The following is a 17368-nucleotide window of genomic DNA, read 5'->3' as shown; positions in this document are numbered from 1 at the left end:
TATGAGTAAGGAAAGCAGAGATTTCTTCTGGCCAAGCTATGTCGACCTGATGACCGTGCTCTTCCTGGTGATGCTGGTACTGTTTGTGCTGAGCTTCAAGCTGTTTCAGGACAAGGACAGGGAGAACCGCGACAACATAGCCCGCCTGCAGGTTGAGGTACAGGAAAAGCGTAAACTCGATGAGATAAAAGCCGCCCTCGCCCGCCTGGACGATGATTATTTTCAGTACAACGAGCAGTACAAGCGGCACGAGCTGCTGGTGGATGTGCTGTTCGAGCAGAGCAGCGCCGTTATTCCGCAGCGCTCGCGGGCACCGCTGCGTAAGGCAGGCGAGAACCTGAGCCAGGTCATCAATTCCATCGAAGACAAGGCTGTAAAATACCTGATTGTGATTGACGGCCGCGCCGCCAGCTTCCCGAAAGGCGACCCCAGAAACATCTCCCAACGTAAATATGCCCTGCAGTTAAGCTATGAACGTGCGCTGGCCCTGCTCGACTTCTGGCAAAGCCAAGGCATTAAGTTCCCGAAGGACAGAATAGAGCTGATTGCTGCTGGCAGCGGCTTTGAGGGAGCGGGCCGCAAAGGTGACATCCGAGACCGCCGCTTCGTGATCCAGATCCTCCCGAAAGTGGGCACACTGGAGAACGGAAACGATTAAGAAGTATAAAGCAAAACATTATTTTATACTTCTATCCTTACACTTCCGAAATCAAAGTATAAAATCCCCTATTCTGGGTGCATAATTGCCTCTGCCAGAAGTGTGTCTACAGCGATGCCGTTGGATGCATGCGGAATGGTGTTGCAGGTAATAACCTTTTCAGCGCCGGCCTGAAGTAAAGCCTCATAAGCGCCTTCAGCGAAGACAGCATGCACACCGATACAAACCGGCTTCAGGGTGGTCATCCCTCTCAGGTGCTGCACCGTTTCGATCATGGTATGGGCCGTGGAAATGATGTCATCTACAAGTACGGGCGTGTGATTCGGGTAGTCGGCCAGCTGCGGTAGGGTTACCTGAACCTCCTCGTCGCCGAGGCGGGTTTTCTGCAGCACCAGGGCAGGGGCTTTTGCCAGTGCCGCTACGGCTGTTACCCATTGCATGCTTTCTTCATCCGGCCCGATCAGGACAGGCTTCTGCACGTGCTGCTGTACCCATTCGGCTATGAGCGGGGCCGCATGCAGGGCACGGGCAGGTATAGTATACAGCTCTTGCATGTGGTGGATGCGGTGCAGGTGCGGATCGATGGTGAGGAGGCTGTCAGTTATACTTTCAATCAGCCGGGCAACGTAGCGAGAGGTGATACCCTCGCCCTTTTTAAACTGCTTGTCCTGGCGCATGTAGGCTAGGTAAGGTGCCACCAGTGTTATTCTGGCAGCGCCCAATTCGCGAATGGTCTGTGAAAGCAAGTATAAAGGCAGCAGTTTATCATCGGGCCTGTGCAAGGTGCAGACCAGCACGGCTTCTTTCCCGCTCACCTCCGAGAGTACCCGCACATAGGTTTCACCATCCGGGAAATGCCTGATTTCGGCTTCGCCAACCGCTGCATCAAGTATGGCTGCCAGCGTGTGAGCCAGTGGTTCATTGCCGGGCAGGGCAAAGAGTATATGCTTCATGTATATGAGTCTATCTGTATAAACTGGTTTTCACTGGAGAGAAAATCCAGGGCATAATCCAGCTCGCCCTGTGTTTCAGAATAAATCGTAAACAACGGCTGGCCCTGCTGCACAGTGGTGCCAAGGGGTGCGTTAAAGTAAATACCTGCCCCCGGCGACTTAGGGGCACCAGCCAGCTTGGCGACCTTGGCCAGCCTGCGGTTATCGATTTTGGTCACGGTGCCTTCCGTCTGCGCCAGCACATCATGCCGAATTGGGGCGGGCGTAGGCTCCTTGAACCCACCCTGCGCCTCGCAGATCCGGTAAAACTTTGTCAGCGCCTCACCGCTTTCGAGTAGTTGCTGTGCCTGCATGTTGCCTGTGCCTTTTGTTGCCACACCGGCCGTCTCCAGCATCAGACCGGCTAATTTAAGGGCGCGCTCTTTCAGGTCTGTGGGGGCATCGGGTTCGTTGCGTAGCACAGCCAGTACGTCCCGTGCTTCCAAGGCCGGGCCGATGCCGCGCCCCACCGGCTGCGAGCCATCCGTTATCAGCACCTCCACCTCCAACCCGATAGACAAGCCCACTGCCCTGAAATAGTACTCCAGCAGAAAAGCCTCCTCCTTGGTGCGGGCCTTGGCCGTTTCACCTACTGGTATATCAATTATAGTATGGGTAGAGCCGGCCGCCGCTTTTTTAGATAACACCGACGCGATCATCTGGCCGGCACTGTCCACATCCAGCGCTTTCTCCACATAAATGATCAGGTCATCGGCTGGACTGATCTTTACCGTGCCACCCCAAACCATGCATCCGCCTTCTTTCCGTACCACATCCTGTATCTGCTCCAGCGTGAGGTTTACGGGCGTCATGGTTTCAACGACATCGGCTGTTCCGGCAGGGGAGGTGATGGCCCTGGACGAGGTTTTGGGTATGGTTAAGCCGGCTGCTGCTATAATAGGCACAATAATGGGTGTGGTCCGATTTCCGGGCAAACCTCCGATGCAATGTTTGTCAACGATCAGGGGCTTGTGCCAGTTTAGCTTGGTGCCGGAGTTGATCATGGCCTTGGTCAGGTAAATCACCTCGTCAAGTGCCAGGTTGTCGCCGGAGCAGGCTGTAACAAATGCGGCAATCTCGATGTGGGAGTAAAAGCCTTTTGTGATATCAGAGACAATATGCTGTAGCGCCAGCTCATTAAACTTCTTGTCGAACATCTTGGCCCGCACATGCCTGAACGAAAGTATAGGCCGCAGGTGCGCCACCGTTACCTGGTCGTTTTCGTGCACCTGCAGGCTTTCAAAAGCAAACTCTGAGAGCGATGCCTCGCCATCTAGTAGCAGGGGGGAGGTGATAACGGCGAGTGTGGCAATGATGCTGCTGCCCCCGTTCATGACCACTACACGGGTGTTGGAGGTAAAGCCTTCGGAGCGGCAAATCTGTGAGTCGGCACGCACAAAGATCATGTTCTCGGTGTGCGTATCGATACCGAGTCTGCGGAGGCGCAGGACGTTGCTGTGATTCTCTGCCATACTTTGCTTTTACTCCTTTAACGGTGCTGTGGGAAGTTTGAAGTATAAAATAGTTTACGGAGGGTGGGAGAGGGGGATGGAAGAGGAGACTAAAGATGGTTGCTAACAGTTTCCTTGGCTGTACTTTTAACGGAGGAGTGGAAATTCTGGTGATTAACACGAGCAGGTGTCCATTACACTATCTTTATCTTCATTGTAATTACTTCAAGCTAATCATAACTAGGAAAGTTTAAAACAGGTATATTTTAAAGTCATAAAATGCAAATTTTAAGTAGTATATACTTAAAACATATAGTAAGTTTATGTGATATTACACTCTGTCCACATTATTACGCTATAAGCTATATATCTGCAAAGTATGACCTCTTATAAGGTAGAGTATTTAATCATATTCAAAGCTGCAGACACCTTCTGTGACTCTGTTAAAACTTACAGAAGTCTATTAGAAGCTGATTCGAGAATCAATCTTGGATCAGATAAAATATTTTTTCAGCAAATTGAATTTGATTTTAAAATTTCTGCTGGCAAGACGGCAGAGAGAAATCAACCATTCTTTCAAGTAGAACTTGCTGCTGAGAATGAAGAATCGTTAGAAGCCTTCTGGGGGTTACTGAAAGCTATTAGAAGGTTAAGCAGTAAAGCAGACGGTGAAGTGAATGTTCTCTGGGATGATTTAGGAATACATTATACTAAATTAGCTTACCCAATTATCAGTTATACAGAGAACCTGCTCAGAAAGCTGATTACCAAATTTATGCTTATTCACGTTGGTGCAGAATGGGTTAAAATTGCTCTTCCAGTCGAAGTCAAAAATGCTGCAGATATGAATAAGAGAAACAGTACTAATCTACTACATAAAGTAGATTTTATTCACTTAGCAGATTTCTTATTTAAACCATATCAAACACAGCCTATTGGTGATTTGTATTCTCAGATAAGTAAAGCATCAAATATTTTTGATCTTCAACTTGCTGATTTAAGAAGTTTTCTCCCTAAATCTAACTGGGAAAGATATTTTAAGAAGGTAGTTAACTGTGATGATGATTATTTATTAAAAAGATGGAAGAATCTGTATGAGTTAAGGTGTTTAATAGCTCATAATAACTTCATCAGTAAAAATGATTATGATGATGTGGTAAGGCTGTCTAATGAGATTTCAAAACCATTGTTGCTTGCTGTAGAAAAGCTTAATGATATAGAAGTGCCAGAGGAGGAGATAGAGCAGTTAACTGAAAATGTCATTAGCAATTTTAACACACTGATTGGGCAATATATTTCAGCTTGGAGAGAGGTTGATAGTGCTATCCAAAAACTTTATAACAGTCGTTTTAAGGGAGACAAATCAAAAGCAATACCAGTATATAAAATGGTAGATTCTTTGATAGAAAGAGATATTCTTGGACCAGACTTTTTACAAAAATATAGGGAACTCCGCTTATATAGAAATCAATTAACTCATGATGTGGGGAATGAAATAGATGAAATTGTTTTAATAGAAAATATAGAGAAGCTAGATAGCTTCTTCCTTACTAATATACTGTTCAACAGAGCTTTTGACTCTATTTAGTATAGTGTCAAATTTGTTACTCTTTATAACCTGTTGTAACTCTTTATTGTCAAATAATTACTCGGACCTACCCCACCCACACCCGCTGAATTTCCCCTATCCTGGTAGTATAGCCTGGTGATTTATACTCGCTTTTTAGCTGCCAGGCGTTATCCGTGCCTTGTGTGGCTACCCGAACCTTGCTGCGCCCGAACCTGTCGGTGAGGCCGTCCATTACCTCCATCAGCTTTGCCTGCTTCTCGCGGTCTACGGTGTCCAGCAGGGCGAGCTGCACCTGGTTTTCGGGCACGATCTCGGTTACGATCACCCCGCACTTCTTGTAAAAATAGCCATCGCGGTAAATGGCCTTCAGGGCGATGCCGGCGTAGTGTATCAGCTCCATATCGGAGTTGGTGGCCACGGGCATGCAGACGGTTTTGCTGTTGTAGTACTGACGGTCGTTTTCGGAGAACCTGTTGGTGGTAACGAACACGGTAAGCAGCCTGGCGCAGCTCTTCTGCTGGCGCAGCTTGCGGGCGCACCTGGCGGCGTAGGTAGCCGTGGCCTCCTGCATCTCATCAAAGCTGTTCACGCGCTTGCCGAAGCTCCTGGAGGTACAGATGCCCTTTTTGGGCGGGGCCACCTCCTCCAGTTCCAGGCACGACTCTCCCCGCAGCTCCTTCAGCAGCCGCAAGCCCACCACCGTCATGTGCTGCCGCACCCAGCTCTCCGATAGCTGGGTAAAATCGTAAGCAGTAAGTATGTTTCGCTTCTTCAGGAACCTGGCGTACTGCCCGCCAATGCCCCAGATATCCTCAACTTTAGTGCGCTGCAACGCTTCCCGGATGTGGTGCGGATCGGTGAGCACCAGCACGCCGTTCGCCTTTGCCGACTTCTTGGCCAGTTTGTTGGCTACCTTTGCCAGCGCTTTGGTAGGCGCTACGCCCAGGCTCACAGGTATACCCGTCCAGCGCCACACAGTTTGTTTTATCTCCCAGGCGTAGGCTTGTAAATCTATACTATAAAAATCGCCAAGATCCAGGAAGCACTCGTCTATGGAGTATACTTCCACGTTCGGGGTAAACCGCGACAGCGTCTGCATCACGCGCTCCGACATATCGCCGTAAAGGGCATAGTTGGAGGAGAAGGCATGCACCTGCCCGGTCTCCACCAGGTTGCGGATCTGGAAAAAGGGCTGGCCCATCGGTATGCCCAACTCCTTGGCCTCGGCGCTTCGGGCTATCACGCAGCCATCGTTGTTGCTTAGCACCACCACGGGCTTGCCGTTCAGGGCGGGGTTAAATACCCGCTCGCAGCTGGCGTAGAAGTTATTGCAGTCGCAGAGGGCGTAAAGGGTAGTCATAGTTTCTGGGGTTTGTGCAGGATCCATACTACCACGCCCCACACACGCATGTCCATATCCTCGGTTACCTCTATGGGCTTAAAGTCGGGGTTGGCCGGCATCAGGAAAGCCTTCTTATCTATCATCCGAAAGGTCTTTACGGTAAACTCGCCATCCAGAAAGCACACCACCGGCAGCCCGTCAGCAGGGCGCAGCGATTTGTCTATCACGAGAATGTCGCCTTCGTGTATGTTGGCATCCACCATAGAAGTGCCCTTTACCCGCATCATATAGGTAGAGGTAGGGTTCTGCACCAGGTACTGGCCCAAATCTATGCGATCCTCCAGGTGGTCATCAGCGGGGGATGGGAAGCCGGCCGCAATGTAGGAAGCGTAGAATGGCAACTCTACGCCTCCTATGGCCTCAAGGGAAACCGGTTCTAAAGTATGAGATTGTATCGGAATTACTTTTGCGCTGCACATATCAACCAAACATGAAGTAATAAATACTAATTATGTTAGCAAATACGTAAACAAGAATTAAATTAGCTAAATATATTAGTTTTATTTATTTACACGAAGCGTTAATCCATGCCATTAATGCGCTTTCCTTTCTTGCTGTAGTCCTCAGCAGCCTTATAGTGATACTGCCAGCCTTTCTGCTATAACTGGTGTTCCGGGCAGGTTAAAATACAGGCCCTTTTCTTTGTAAAGTATAGGTAAGGGCAAAGCTATTTGTGCCATAACCGCTTTGGAAGCTGATCTGGAAGTATGAAATCCCATCTCTTAGTACAATCTGTTTTTGCAGATGCTTTCTTTTTAAACGAAATGAAACCATCTGGGCTGGCATGCTAGTTTCAGGTAATCGCTAGTTTCTTATTAATGCATGTAGTTTAACGCTTAATTAACAGGTGTTTAAATTGGTTTTTAACAAAATATATAAAAAAGTAAGTGTTTTTGTTTGATTGTTGTTTTGTTTCGTTTACATTTATTTATCGAAAGTATAAGCAATAAAATATAATTACCTTTTAAGTGTTTAAGAACGAAATGAAACATACTGCCCCCCGCTTTAGTCGTCCCGTGCAAAAGCATGCGCTGGAGCAGGGAGAAGTAGAGTGGGATGTTATTGTAGTTGGTGGCGGTGCTACGGGCTTAGGAGTCGGTATAGACGCGGCGTCCAGGGGGTATCGCACCTTGTTGCTGGAGCAGGCAGACTTTGCCAAAGGCACCTCTAGTAGAAGTACAAAGCTGGTGCATGGGGGAGTGCGTTACCTGGCGCAAGGCAATATTAGCCTGGTGTACGAGGCGTTGTATGAGCGCGGGTTGCTGCTGCAAAATGCTCCGCATCTGGTAAGCGTGCAGCCTTTTGTTATTCCAAGCTATAGTTGGTGGGATAAGGTATTTTACGGAGCTGGTCTTAAGATATACGACTGGATGGCAGGTCGCTACAGGTTCCAGAAAACCTCTCTTATAGGCAAAAGCGCGGTTGCCAACCTGCTGCCGAATGTTAGGAAGAAGGGGCTTAAAGGCGGAATAGTATACTATGATGGCCAGTTTGATGATGCAAGGCTAGCTGTTAATATGGCCCAGACATGTGTAGAGCAAGGCGGTGTGGTGTTGAACTACATGAAAGTGAGCGGTCTGGTGAAGGATCAGAAAGGTAAAATCTCAGGTGTTAAGGCGCATGATGTAGAGACGGGGCAGGAGTACCAGCTGAAGGCTAAGGTAGTTGTGAATGCCACCGGTGTTTTCGTTAATGATGTGCTGCAGATGGATACCCCAAGGCAGCAACCGTTGGTTCGGCCAAGCCAGGGGGTGCATGTGGTGATAAAGCGCTCCTTCTTAAAAGGAGACAACGCTCTGATGCTTCCTAAAACACCAGACGGGCGCGTGCTGTTTGCTGTGCCCTGGCATGGCCATGTGCTGTTGGGAACAACAGATACACCGCTGGAAAACCCTGACTTAGAGCCTACCGCCCTGGAAAGCGAAATAGATTTTATTTTAGAGACTGCCGGACAATACCTGGAGGACAAGCCAACCCGGGAAGACGTGCTGAGTGTTTTTGCCGGTCTTCGCCCGTTAGCGGCGCCAACCAAAAACTCAGGCAGCACCAAAGAGATCTCCAGAAGTCATAAGTTGATAGTGGCGCCGTCCGGGTTGGTTACCATAACAGGTGGTAAATGGACAACTTATCGCAAAATGGCAGAAGATACCGTGGACAAGGCTATTGCGGTGGCAGGTTTACCCTTGCACCCTTGCAACACTGCAAACTTGCAAATACATGGGGCGGTAAATGAAAAAAATAATAAATTAGAGTCTTTAAGTATTTACGGAACCGATGCAGGAGGAATTCATGAGCTTGTAGCATCCAATTCCGCATTGGGTAAAAAATTGCATAAAAACTTTTCATACATACATGCCGAGGTAGTTTGGGCGGTGCGCCATGAGATGGCCAGAACAGTTGAGGATGTGCTTGCAAGAAGATTGCGGGTGCTGTTTCTGGACGCCAAAGCGGCGATAGACATGGCACCGCAGGTGTCCGCGCTGATGGCCGATGAGCTCGGGACTAACGAGGAGTGGCAACAGGAGCAGGTTAAAAACTTTACAGAGCTTGCGAACCATTACCTATTGGAGCCTTACCGGCATGTGGCTACTGCAGCAGTTGATCAGGATTAACCATACACAGCCTATGCAAAAATATATACTCGCTTTTGATCAGGGTACCACTAGTTCCAGAGCCATTGTATTTAACCACAAAGGTGAACTTGTCTCGGTAGCCCAGAAAGAGTTCAAGCAGCATTACCCTGAGCCGGGTTGGGTAGAGCATAACCCGAACGAGATATGGTCTACCCAGGTGGGAGTAGCCGCAGAGGCTATCCTGAAGGCGGGGCTGCAGGCAAAAGATATCCAGGCTATAGGCATTACAAACCAACGGGAGACAACAGTAGTCTGGGACCGGCGAACAGGGGAAGTGGTCTGTAATGCCATCGTCTGGCAGGACAGGCGTACTTCTAAGTACTGTGATAGCCTGAAAAAACAGGGCTTGGAGCCAGTTATCAGGGATAAAACGGGGCTGGTAATAGATGCATACTTCTCGGCAACCAAAATCAGGTGGATACTAGACCATGTGCCTGGAGCCAGAGAGAAGGCTGAAGCTGGCCACCTGCTATTTGGTACCATAGACACATGGCTCATCTGGAAGATGACAGATGGCAAAGTGCATGCAACAGATGTAACCAATGCCTCCCGCACACTTCTCTATAATATTCACACCCTAGCCTGGGACAAAGAGCTCCTTAGGCTTTTCGGAATACCCGCCAGCATGCTTCCCGAGGTTAAAGCCTCCAGCGAAGTGATCGGTCATACTTCCGGATCCCTCTTTTCAACCCAAATCCCTATTGCAGGCATCGCCGGAGATCAACAGGCGGCACTGTTTGGCCAGATGTGCACGAAGCCGGGCATGGTCAAGAATACCTATGGCACGGGATGCTTTATGCTGATGAACATCGGGGATAAGCCTATTATTTCTAAGCACAGACTGGTAACAACAGTTGCCTGGAAGATTCAGGATCAGGTGCATTATGCATTGGAGGGTAGCATTTTTATTGCTGGGGCCGTGGTGCAGTGGCTGCGGGATGGGCTAGGCGTTATCTCGTCTTCTGAGGAGGTGGAGCAGCTGGCCAAAAAAGTTGCCGGCAGCGACGGTGTATACCTGGTGCCTGCCTTCGTGGGTATGGGGGCCCCGCACTGGGACCAGCACGCACGTGGAACCATCGTCGGGATGACCAGGGGGACGACCTCGGCCCACATTGCCAGAGCGGCGCTGGAGAGTATCGCCTACCAAACCTACGAGGTGCTAAAAGCAATGGAGGCAGACGCCGAAATAACCATTCGGGAGCTACGCGCAGACGGGGGAGCAACTGCAAATGACCTTCTGATGCAATTTCAGTCAGATATATTGGGAGCCAGGGTAGTGAAGCCCGAAGTAACGGAGGTAACCGCCATTGGGGCAGCTTACCTGGCGGGCTTAGCTACAGGCTTCTGGGGCAGTATAGACGAGATCCAGCAGCAATGGAGCATCAGCAAAACCTTTGAGCCTGATGCAGGCCTGCAGGCGGAAGGCCTTCTGAAAGGATGGCACAAGGCGGTAAAGGCGGCAAAGGCCTCGGTGTAATAAAAGAAACGGTAACTGAAGCAAAGATAAATAGCTATGACAGCATTTACAGCCGAGTTTATAGGTACTATGCTCTTAATCCTGATGGGCAACGGTGTCGTGGCAAATGTAGTCCTGAAAGGCACCAAAGGGAGTAACAGTGGCTGGATTGTAATCACTACGGGTTGGGCACTGTCTGTCTATACTGGTGTCGTGATCGCAGCGCCATATAGTGGGGCACACCTTAATCCTGCTGTTACGCTGGCGTTGGCGCTAGCCGGCAAGTTTAGCTGGCAGGGGGTAGGGCCTTATATGCTAGCCCAGCTGCTGGGGGCTATGACAGGTGCCTTGCTGGTATGGCTGCTCTACAGGCCACACTTCGACGCTACCGAGGACCCCGAATCAAAGCTGGCTGTGTTTTGTACAGGCCCCGCCATCAGGCATCGGTTTTCTAATATCTTCAGCGAGGCACTCGGCACCTTTGTGCTGATATTCGTGATTTTTTACTTCACAAGTCCAGCGTTGGGCGACCAGAAAACGCCTATCGGTATGGGGGCGCTGGGGGCAATTCCGGTGGCTTTCCTGGTGTGGGCTATCGGCTTATCGCTGGGTGGCACAACAGGCTATGCTATAAACCCCGCCCGTGACCTTGGCCCCAGGATTATTCACTCGCTCATGCCGATAAAAAACAAATGCCACAGCGACTGGAGCTATGCCTGGGTACCGATAGCCGGGCCAGTAGCGGGTGCGGTGGCTGCTGCATTGCTGTACATATTACTAAAAAGTTAAGTTTGGGTTAGGGGTAAAAGTTTACTAATTGCTTTTTTAGTTTTGTATTCGGAGTCATTTTTTAAGTTATTCCGAAATAAAACATAATGTTTCGGAATATAATAGTGATCATGTGATCACAGAAAGCAGATTATCTATATTACTAGGCTATAAGCCAGCTAAAAACAGCTTAGCCGGTTTCATTATTTAACAGAACACTTCTTATGAAGCTTATTTCTCCTGCACGCCATGCAGACAAATTACCACTTGAGCGAGTAGACCCAGAGTACAAGCGCTTACGCTACCAGGTCTTTTTAGGCATATTTATCGGTTACGCCGGTTACTACCTGGTTCGCAAGAATTTCTCGCTTGTAATGCCCGACCTGATTGAGCAGGGTTATTCTAAAGCCGATCTGGGTATTGCTTTGTCCGGCGTTTCTGTTGCTTATGGGCTTAGTAAGTTTCTGATGGGCAATGTGTCAGACAGGAGTAATGCCAGGGTCTTTCTTACCATAGGGCTTTTATTATCAGCACTTACCATGATCGTAATGGGTACTGTGCCGATAGCTACCAGCTCTATCGCCATCATGTTTGTGCTGCTGTTTCTCAATGGGTGGTTTCAAGGTATGGGCTGGCCGCCATGCGGCAGGGTGATGGTCCACTGGTTCTCTACTAAAGAAAGGGGAACCAAGATGTCAATATGGAATATTGCCCATAATGTGGGCGGCGGTTTGGTTGGCCCACTGGCAATTGCTGCTGTGGCCTTGTTCGGGACCTGGGAAAGTAAGCTATACTTCCCGGGGATCATTGCGCTGCTTTCCGCCATGATAACCTACATGCTGGTGCGCGATACGCCACAGTCCTGTGGCCTGCCCACCATTGAAGAGTATAAAAATGACTACCCCCACAATTATACAGAGGATCATGAAAAGGAGCTCTCGGCGAAGCAGATCCTTTTTGATTATGTGCTTACCAGCCGAGTGCTTTGGTATATCGCCTTTGCCAATGCCTTTGTGTACCTGGTGCGGTACGGCATCCTAGACTGGGCCCCGACTTACCTGGAAGAGGCAAAAGGCTTTTCTGTAAAGGAAACAGGCTGGGCCTACTTTGCCTACGAGTATGCCGGTATACCTGGTACGTTACTGTGCGGATGGATCAGTGATAAGATTTTCAGGGGCCGGCGCGCGCCAGCCACTATCATTTACATGGTTTTAGTCCTTGTGGCTGTTCTTGTTTACTGGAAGAATCCTGCGGGTAACATATGGGTAGATAACGCCGCCCTGATAGCCATTGGTTTCCTGATTTATGGGCCTGTTATGCTTATAGGAGTGCAGGCATTGGACCTGGTGCCCAAGAAGGCGGCCGGTACAGCAGCCGGACTTACAGGCTTGTTCGGATACATGGGTGGAGCCCTGTTTGCTAATATTGCAATGGGCTTTGTAGTGGATGCCTGGGGCTGGGATGGTGGATTTATGGTGCTGGTGGCTGCCTGTGTACTTTCTATCTTCTTCACCGCCCTCACCTGGAATAAAGAAACCAAGCATTACAACCTAAATAAAATCAACCAATAAAAGCTCAAAATCTAGTCGAATGAAAAAAAATCTACCACTATCCCCAAAAGGTAGGCACAGGATTAGCAAGGCAGTCATGCTCTCTTTGTGCCTCTGTTTGGCAGGGCCAAATCTTACTGAGCTGACTGCAGCTCCTTTGTCTGTGAAGCTCGCTCAGGGCGAGAGAGTTGCCGTTAGCGGAACTGTGATGGATGAAGCCGACGGAATTCCGTTGCCGGGTGTTTCCATTGCTGCCAACGGCAAACCCATTGGTGTAACGAACCAGGACGGCAAATTCGAGCTGAATGTGGAGAAAGGCGCAGTGCTGTCTTTTTCGTTCATTGGCTACAAACCAGGTAGTGTAACGGTAAACCAGCCGCAAACGAACCTGACCGTTGAGCTGCAGATAGATAACCAGCAGCTCTCCGAGGTGGTGGTAACCGCACTAGGCATTGAGCGCGAGCAAAAGGCGCTGGGCTATGCGGTAACGGAGGTAAGTGGAGAAGAGTTAAACGCGGCTCGCTCTAACAACTTTGCCAGCTCCCTTTCTGGTAAAGTGGCGGGCCTTAGCCTTACGCCAACCGGTGGCGGACCGCTGAATTCTTCCGTTATCAAGCTGCGCGGCGATAACTCATTGGATCCAACCAAAAACAGAGCGCTCATTATACTTGATGGCGTGCCGATGAACAGTGGTATGGAGAGCTCTGGGGTTGACAATGCCTACCAGGCCGGATCGGGAAGCGATGTGCCGATTGACTTTGGTAATGGTATTGCCGACATCAACCCGGATGACATCGAGTCAATCACGGTACTAAAAGGCGCAGCCGCAGCGGCGCTGTACGGTTACCGTGCCGCCAATGGTGCCATGATCATTACGACTAAGTCCGGACGTAAGCGCAAGGGACTTGGCGTGACGGTAAACTCGAACATCAGCTTTAACGACATCCTGAAGTGGCCGGACATGCAGTATGAGTATGGCCAGGGCAACAATTACAGGAACAAGGACGGGGAGTTATACTATTCTTACGGTGCCTCTGAGGATGGCTCTAACACAGGCAGCACAAGTAGCGCCTTCGGTCCGAAGTTCGATGGGCAGTACTACTACCAGTACGACCCGACACTGGAGGGGCAGTCGGCGGAGCGCCAGCTGTGGAGACCTTATAAAGACAATGTTAAAGATTTCTTCCGTACCGGCCATACCGTTTCTAACAGCGTAGCCGTAGAAGGCGGCGGCGAACGTGGCTCTGCGCGTGCCTCTGTAACGCATACCAAAAACGAATGGATTATGCCCAACACAGGGTTTGAGCGTCTGAACGCTGCTCTGAGCGTAAACCAGAAGCTGACAGACAAGCTCACCCTGAGCTCCAAGATCAACTTCTCGCACAAGCACAGCGATAACCTGCCGGCCACTGGCTATAACAATCAGTCCATCTCCTATTTCATGATTTTCCAGAACCCGAACGTGGACCTGGCATGGTATGAGCCGAGGTGGCAAAAAGGACAGGAGCAGATCGCGCAAATCCATCCTTTTAGCTCTTATATTGATAATCCTTACCTGATTGCCTATGAGATGCTGAACGGGGTAGATAGCTACAATACCACCGGTAATATCACCGCCTCTTATGAATTCTCTCCGAAGTTTGATTTGTTAGTTCGGGCGGCGATTGACATGACAAACGAGGAACGCACCACGCAACGCCCTTGGGACACCAAGAACTTCAGCAAAGGCTACTATAGAGAGCAGAACATCAACGACAGAGAAACGAACACTGATTTTCTGTTGACTTACAAAGAAAAGCTTTCAGGTAGTTGGGATTTAAGAACTTCAGTAGGTGGCAACATCATGAAGACTTATCTGAACAAAACCAGTTCTTCTATTGAGGGCCTCAACATTGCGGGAATTTATACTTTGTCGAATGGCATCAATCCTATTATGACGAGACCTTACAAAGGAAGCAAAGAGGTTCAAAGCTTGTATGGCCTGGCTTCCTTCTCATACCTGGACAAGGTCTTCGTGGACCTAACCGCACGTAACGACTGGAGCTCTACCTTGCCGAGCCAAAACAGCTCTTTCTTTTACCCATCCATCAGCACCAGCTTTATCCTAAGCGATATCTTTAAGCTGCCTCGTCAGGTGTCTTACGCAAAGGTGAGGCTGTCTGCCGCGGAGGTAGGAAACGATTCAGATCCATACTTAACACGCAAGTATTACTCATCCAGCTTCTTCCCTGGCTCAGCCTCGATCCCGACTACCAGGTATAACCCTGGCTTTGAGCCGGAGCAGACCCGCAGCTACGAGGCCGGATTGGAGTATCAGCTGTTTAACGGTCGCCTGGGTATGGACCTCAGTATATACCAAAATACTACAGAAAACCAGATTCTGGCTATCGAGCTAGACCCTACAACAGGCTATAACGATGCCATCATTAACGCCGGCAAAGTACAAAACAGAGGTGTAGAGCTGTCTTTGAACGGAAGCCCGATTGATAATGGGAACTTCAAGTGGAACACCACCATCACCTGGTCCAAGAATGATAATGAGATACTGGAACTGTCTGAGGGCTTCGAAGGCGATGATGAGAGCTATGTACTTGCCCGCGGCGGCAATGCCTACATCCTGGCTAAAAAAGGAGGCTCCACAGGCGACATTTACGGCTACGGCTTTGTGCGCAACGAGGATGGTGAGATCATTTATAAAAAAGGATTACCGGTTCGCCCTGACGAGATCTCTTACAGAGGCAATGCCTATGCCGACTGGAGAGGCGGTTTCCTGAATGAGTTTACCTATAAAAACTTCCGCTTCAGTGCGCTGGTAGATGGCCAGTATGGAGGTATTGTATACTCCCAGACACACCACAAAATGAGTGAGCAGGGCAAACTGGAGCACACCTTGAGAGGCCGTGAGGAAGGCTTCATCATCGGTGACGGCGTGGTAGACAACGGTGATGGCACTTACTCGCCTAACGATGTGAAAGTGGAAAACCTGGCCGCTTACTACAAAGAGTACTATCGCCGCGCCAACGTGGAGGCTAACTCTTTTGATGCCTCTTACCTGAAGCTGCGCGAGGTGCGCCTGGAGTACAACCTGCCGAAGGCCATACTTAGCAGAGTGAACTTCCTGCAGGGTGCCAGCCTGGCGCTGTACGGCCGTGACTTAGCTATGGTCACTGATTTCCCTATGTTCGACCCTGAGACATCAGCCCTTAACGGAAATGTGCAGATGCCAGGCGTGGAGATGGGCCAGTTGCCAACCCCAAGAACGTACGGCGTGAACGTGAAGCTGCAGTTCTAAAACAGCGCAAAAGGAAAGGTTTAAAGTATAGACGCTGCCGGAAAGTATAAATTCATACTTCCAGTGGCCTTTACAAGAAGAAAAACATGACAAAGTTTAATAAGATACTGGTATTGTTTCTTGGTTTAAGCTGTGCTGGTGTAGCCACTACCTCCTGCACCGACCACCTAGAGGAACTTAATATAGACCCGAACAGGGTCGATAAAATTAACCCGGGCACGCTGCTTAACCCTATTATCTATGAGATGAGCACTTTTGGCACCTCCCGTGCCCATGCTTATACTTTCGAGATCATGCAGGACCGCGTGCCGTTCCCGAGCGCAGCCGGTGGTGAGCATCGCTACGATGTAGGGACAGGTGCCGGCAACTCTACCTGGAACGCATCTTACCGTTGGTTGCTGAACGTAAAGGAGATGGAGCAGGCGGCGATAGCGGCGGAAGCTCCTAACTACGAGGCGATAGCCCTGACGCTGAAAGCCTGGATATACTCTAACCTGACCGATGCCTTCGGCGACGTGCCGATGGATGAAGCCGTGAGTGCGGAGGAAGGCATCCTGAAGGCAAAGTTCAACACGCAGGAAGAAGTATACAAAGCTATTCTGGCAGACCTGGAGAAAGCCAACAGCCTGTATGATGAGACAAAGCCAATGGCCTATGGCATGGATATCTTGTATGGTAACAACATAGGGAACTGGCAGCGCTTTACCAACTCGCTTCGCCTGCGCCTTTTGCTGCGTGTTTCCAAGCGCGAAGAGATGAACTCCTTTAGCCGAATGGCTGAGATCATCAATAACCCGGCAGAGAACCCGGTGTTTACCTCCAGCAGCCAGGCAGCCATACTTGATATCACCGGCGTTGATCCGAACATGTCTCCTTGGGGCCGTGCTAGCGACTATACCCTAAACACGGTTGGCTCGGAATTCATTATTGATAACCTGGCTGAGATGAACGACCCGCGTCTGGAGAAGTTCTATACGCCTGCCAAGTCCAACGACGGTGTGGAGATAGGTTATAAAGGTATACCGGGTGGTTATGATCCGGCCCAGCAGTTTGACTTTCAGCCTTCCGGGCTGAACACAGACCTGGTGGTGGCTCCAATGATCTCCGTGATCATGAGTTATGCGGAGGTAGAGTTCATTAAAGCCGAACTGGCGCTAAAAGGCGTGATCAGTTCTGATGCGCAGGCTCACTACCAGGCAGGTGTAGAGGCTGCTATAGCGCAGTGGGGCGCTGAGGTTCCGGCAGATTATTTCGAAAACCCGGAGGCTGCCTATGACGGCACTTTTGAGCGCATTATGCTGCAGAAATACCTGGCTTTATACTTCAACGACTATCAGCAGTGGTTTGAATACCGCCGCACCGGTTTGCCGGTGCTTCCCAAAACAGCGGTGATGGAAAATGACCAGCAGGTGCCGGTAAGGTTCATGTATCCGGAGGAGGTGAAAATATACAACCGCGACAACTACGAAGCAGCCGTCAACCGCATGGGCGGCGACGACATCAACGTGAAAAGCTGGTGGGAGAAAGAATAATAAAAACAGTTTAAGGTGAATTTTGCAAGCAGAGCCGTGTAGCTGTGCTTGTGTTTAAACTTGT

At 49.7% G+C, this 17368-nt stretch carries 12 protein-coding genes; 8 read left to right on the top strand and 4 right to left on the bottom strand.

Features of this window, described 5'->3' with window-relative positions; genetic code table 11:
* Position 1 precedes the first annotated feature (1 nt).
* The gene (locus OO017_RS07600) at positions 2-658 is read left to right on the top strand and encodes an OmpA family protein (RefSeq protein ID WP_266051872.1); all 657 of its coding nucleotides are present in this window, start codon (positions 2-4) and stop codon (positions 656-658) included.
* A gap of 68 nt (positions 659-726) precedes the next feature.
* On the opposite strand, the gene OO017_RS07595 is transcribed toward OO017_RS07600, so the two are convergent.
* Both OO017_RS07595 and OO017_RS07590 read right to left on the bottom strand, forming a co-directional pair.
* Positions 727-1611: a ribose-phosphate pyrophosphokinase gene (locus OO017_RS07595; protein WP_266051871.1), complete on the bottom strand. Its 885-nt coding sequence runs from the start codon at positions 1609-1611 to the stop codon at positions 727-729.
* Complete coding sequence (locus tag OO017_RS07590; protein ID WP_266051870.1) at positions 1608-3122, bottom strand: thymidine phosphorylase family protein; 1515 nt, start codon at positions 3120-3122, stop codon at positions 1608-1610. Before OO017_RS07590 ends, OO017_RS07595 begins: the two co-directional genes overlap by 4 nt.
* A 358-nt stretch (positions 3123-3480) precedes the next feature.
* Between OO017_RS07590 and OO017_RS07585 the strand changes: the two genes are divergently transcribed.
* Positions 3481-4689 carry a HEPN domain-containing protein gene (locus OO017_RS07585; RefSeq protein WP_266051869.1) on the top strand — a complete coding sequence of 403 codons (1209 nt, stop codon included), beginning with the start codon at positions 3481-3483 and terminating at the stop codon, positions 4687-4689.
* 67 nt (positions 4690-4756) lie between these two features.
* Here the strand turns inward: OO017_RS07585 and OO017_RS07580 are convergent, their stop codons facing one another.
* Both OO017_RS07580 and OO017_RS07575 read right to left on the bottom strand, forming a co-directional pair.
* Positions 4757-6031 (bottom strand): Y-family DNA polymerase, encoded by a 1275-nt coding sequence (locus OO017_RS07580; RefSeq protein ID WP_266051868.1) that lies wholly within the window; start codon positions 6029-6031, stop codon positions 4757-4759.
* Entirely contained in the window at positions 6028-6492 is a 465-nt protein-coding gene (locus OO017_RS07575) for a LexA family protein (protein WP_266051867.1), read from the bottom strand. The genes OO017_RS07580 and OO017_RS07575 overlap by 4 nt, the downstream gene beginning before the upstream one ends.
* A gap of 564 nt (positions 6493-7056) precedes the next feature.
* Here OO017_RS07575 and OO017_RS07570 point away from each other — a divergent pair.
* The 6 genes from OO017_RS07570 (at position 7057) to OO017_RS07545 (ending at position 17304) form a co-directional block, all read left to right on the top strand.
* Positions 7057-8685 carry a glycerol-3-phosphate dehydrogenase/oxidase gene (locus tag OO017_RS07570; protein WP_266051866.1) on the top strand — a complete coding sequence of 543 codons (1629 nt, stop codon included), beginning with the start codon at positions 7057-7059 and terminating at the stop codon, positions 8683-8685.
* Between the two features lie 13 nt (positions 8686-8698).
* Positions 8699-10183 (top strand): glycerol kinase GlpK, encoded by a 1485-nt coding sequence (gene glpK / locus OO017_RS07565; protein ID WP_266051865.1) that lies wholly within the window; start codon positions 8699-8701, stop codon positions 10181-10183.
* A gap of 36 nt (positions 10184-10219) precedes the next feature.
* Positions 10220-10951 carry an MIP/aquaporin family protein gene (locus tag OO017_RS07560; protein ID WP_266051864.1) on the top strand — a complete coding sequence of 244 codons (732 nt, stop codon included), beginning with the start codon at positions 10220-10222 and terminating at the stop codon, positions 10949-10951.
* A 203-nt stretch (positions 10952-11154) separates the two neighbouring features.
* Complete coding sequence (gene glpT, locus OO017_RS07555) at positions 11155-12501, top strand: glycerol-3-phosphate transporter (RefSeq protein WP_266051863.1); 1347 nt, start codon at positions 11155-11157, stop codon at positions 12499-12501.
* Between the two features lie 142 nt (positions 12502-12643).
* Entirely contained in the window at positions 12644-15772 is a 3129-nt protein-coding gene (locus tag OO017_RS07550) for a SusC/RagA family TonB-linked outer membrane protein (RefSeq protein ID WP_266051862.1), read from the top strand.
* Between the two features lie 86 nt (positions 15773-15858).
* Positions 15859-17304: a SusD/RagB family nutrient-binding outer membrane lipoprotein gene (locus OO017_RS07545; protein ID WP_266051861.1), complete on the top strand. Its 1446-nt coding sequence runs from the start codon at positions 15859-15861 to the stop codon at positions 17302-17304.
* Positions 17305-17368: the final 64 nt, after the last annotated feature.

Origin of the sequence: Pontibacter anaerobius, assembly GCF_026241195.1 — a bacterium.
GTDB classification, from domain to species: domain Bacteria; phylum Bacteroidota; class Bacteroidia; order Cytophagales; family Hymenobacteraceae; genus Pontibacter; species Pontibacter anaerobius.
Note: the sequence above shows the minus strand (reverse complement) of the source record. Positions and strands in the feature narration are given on the sequence as shown.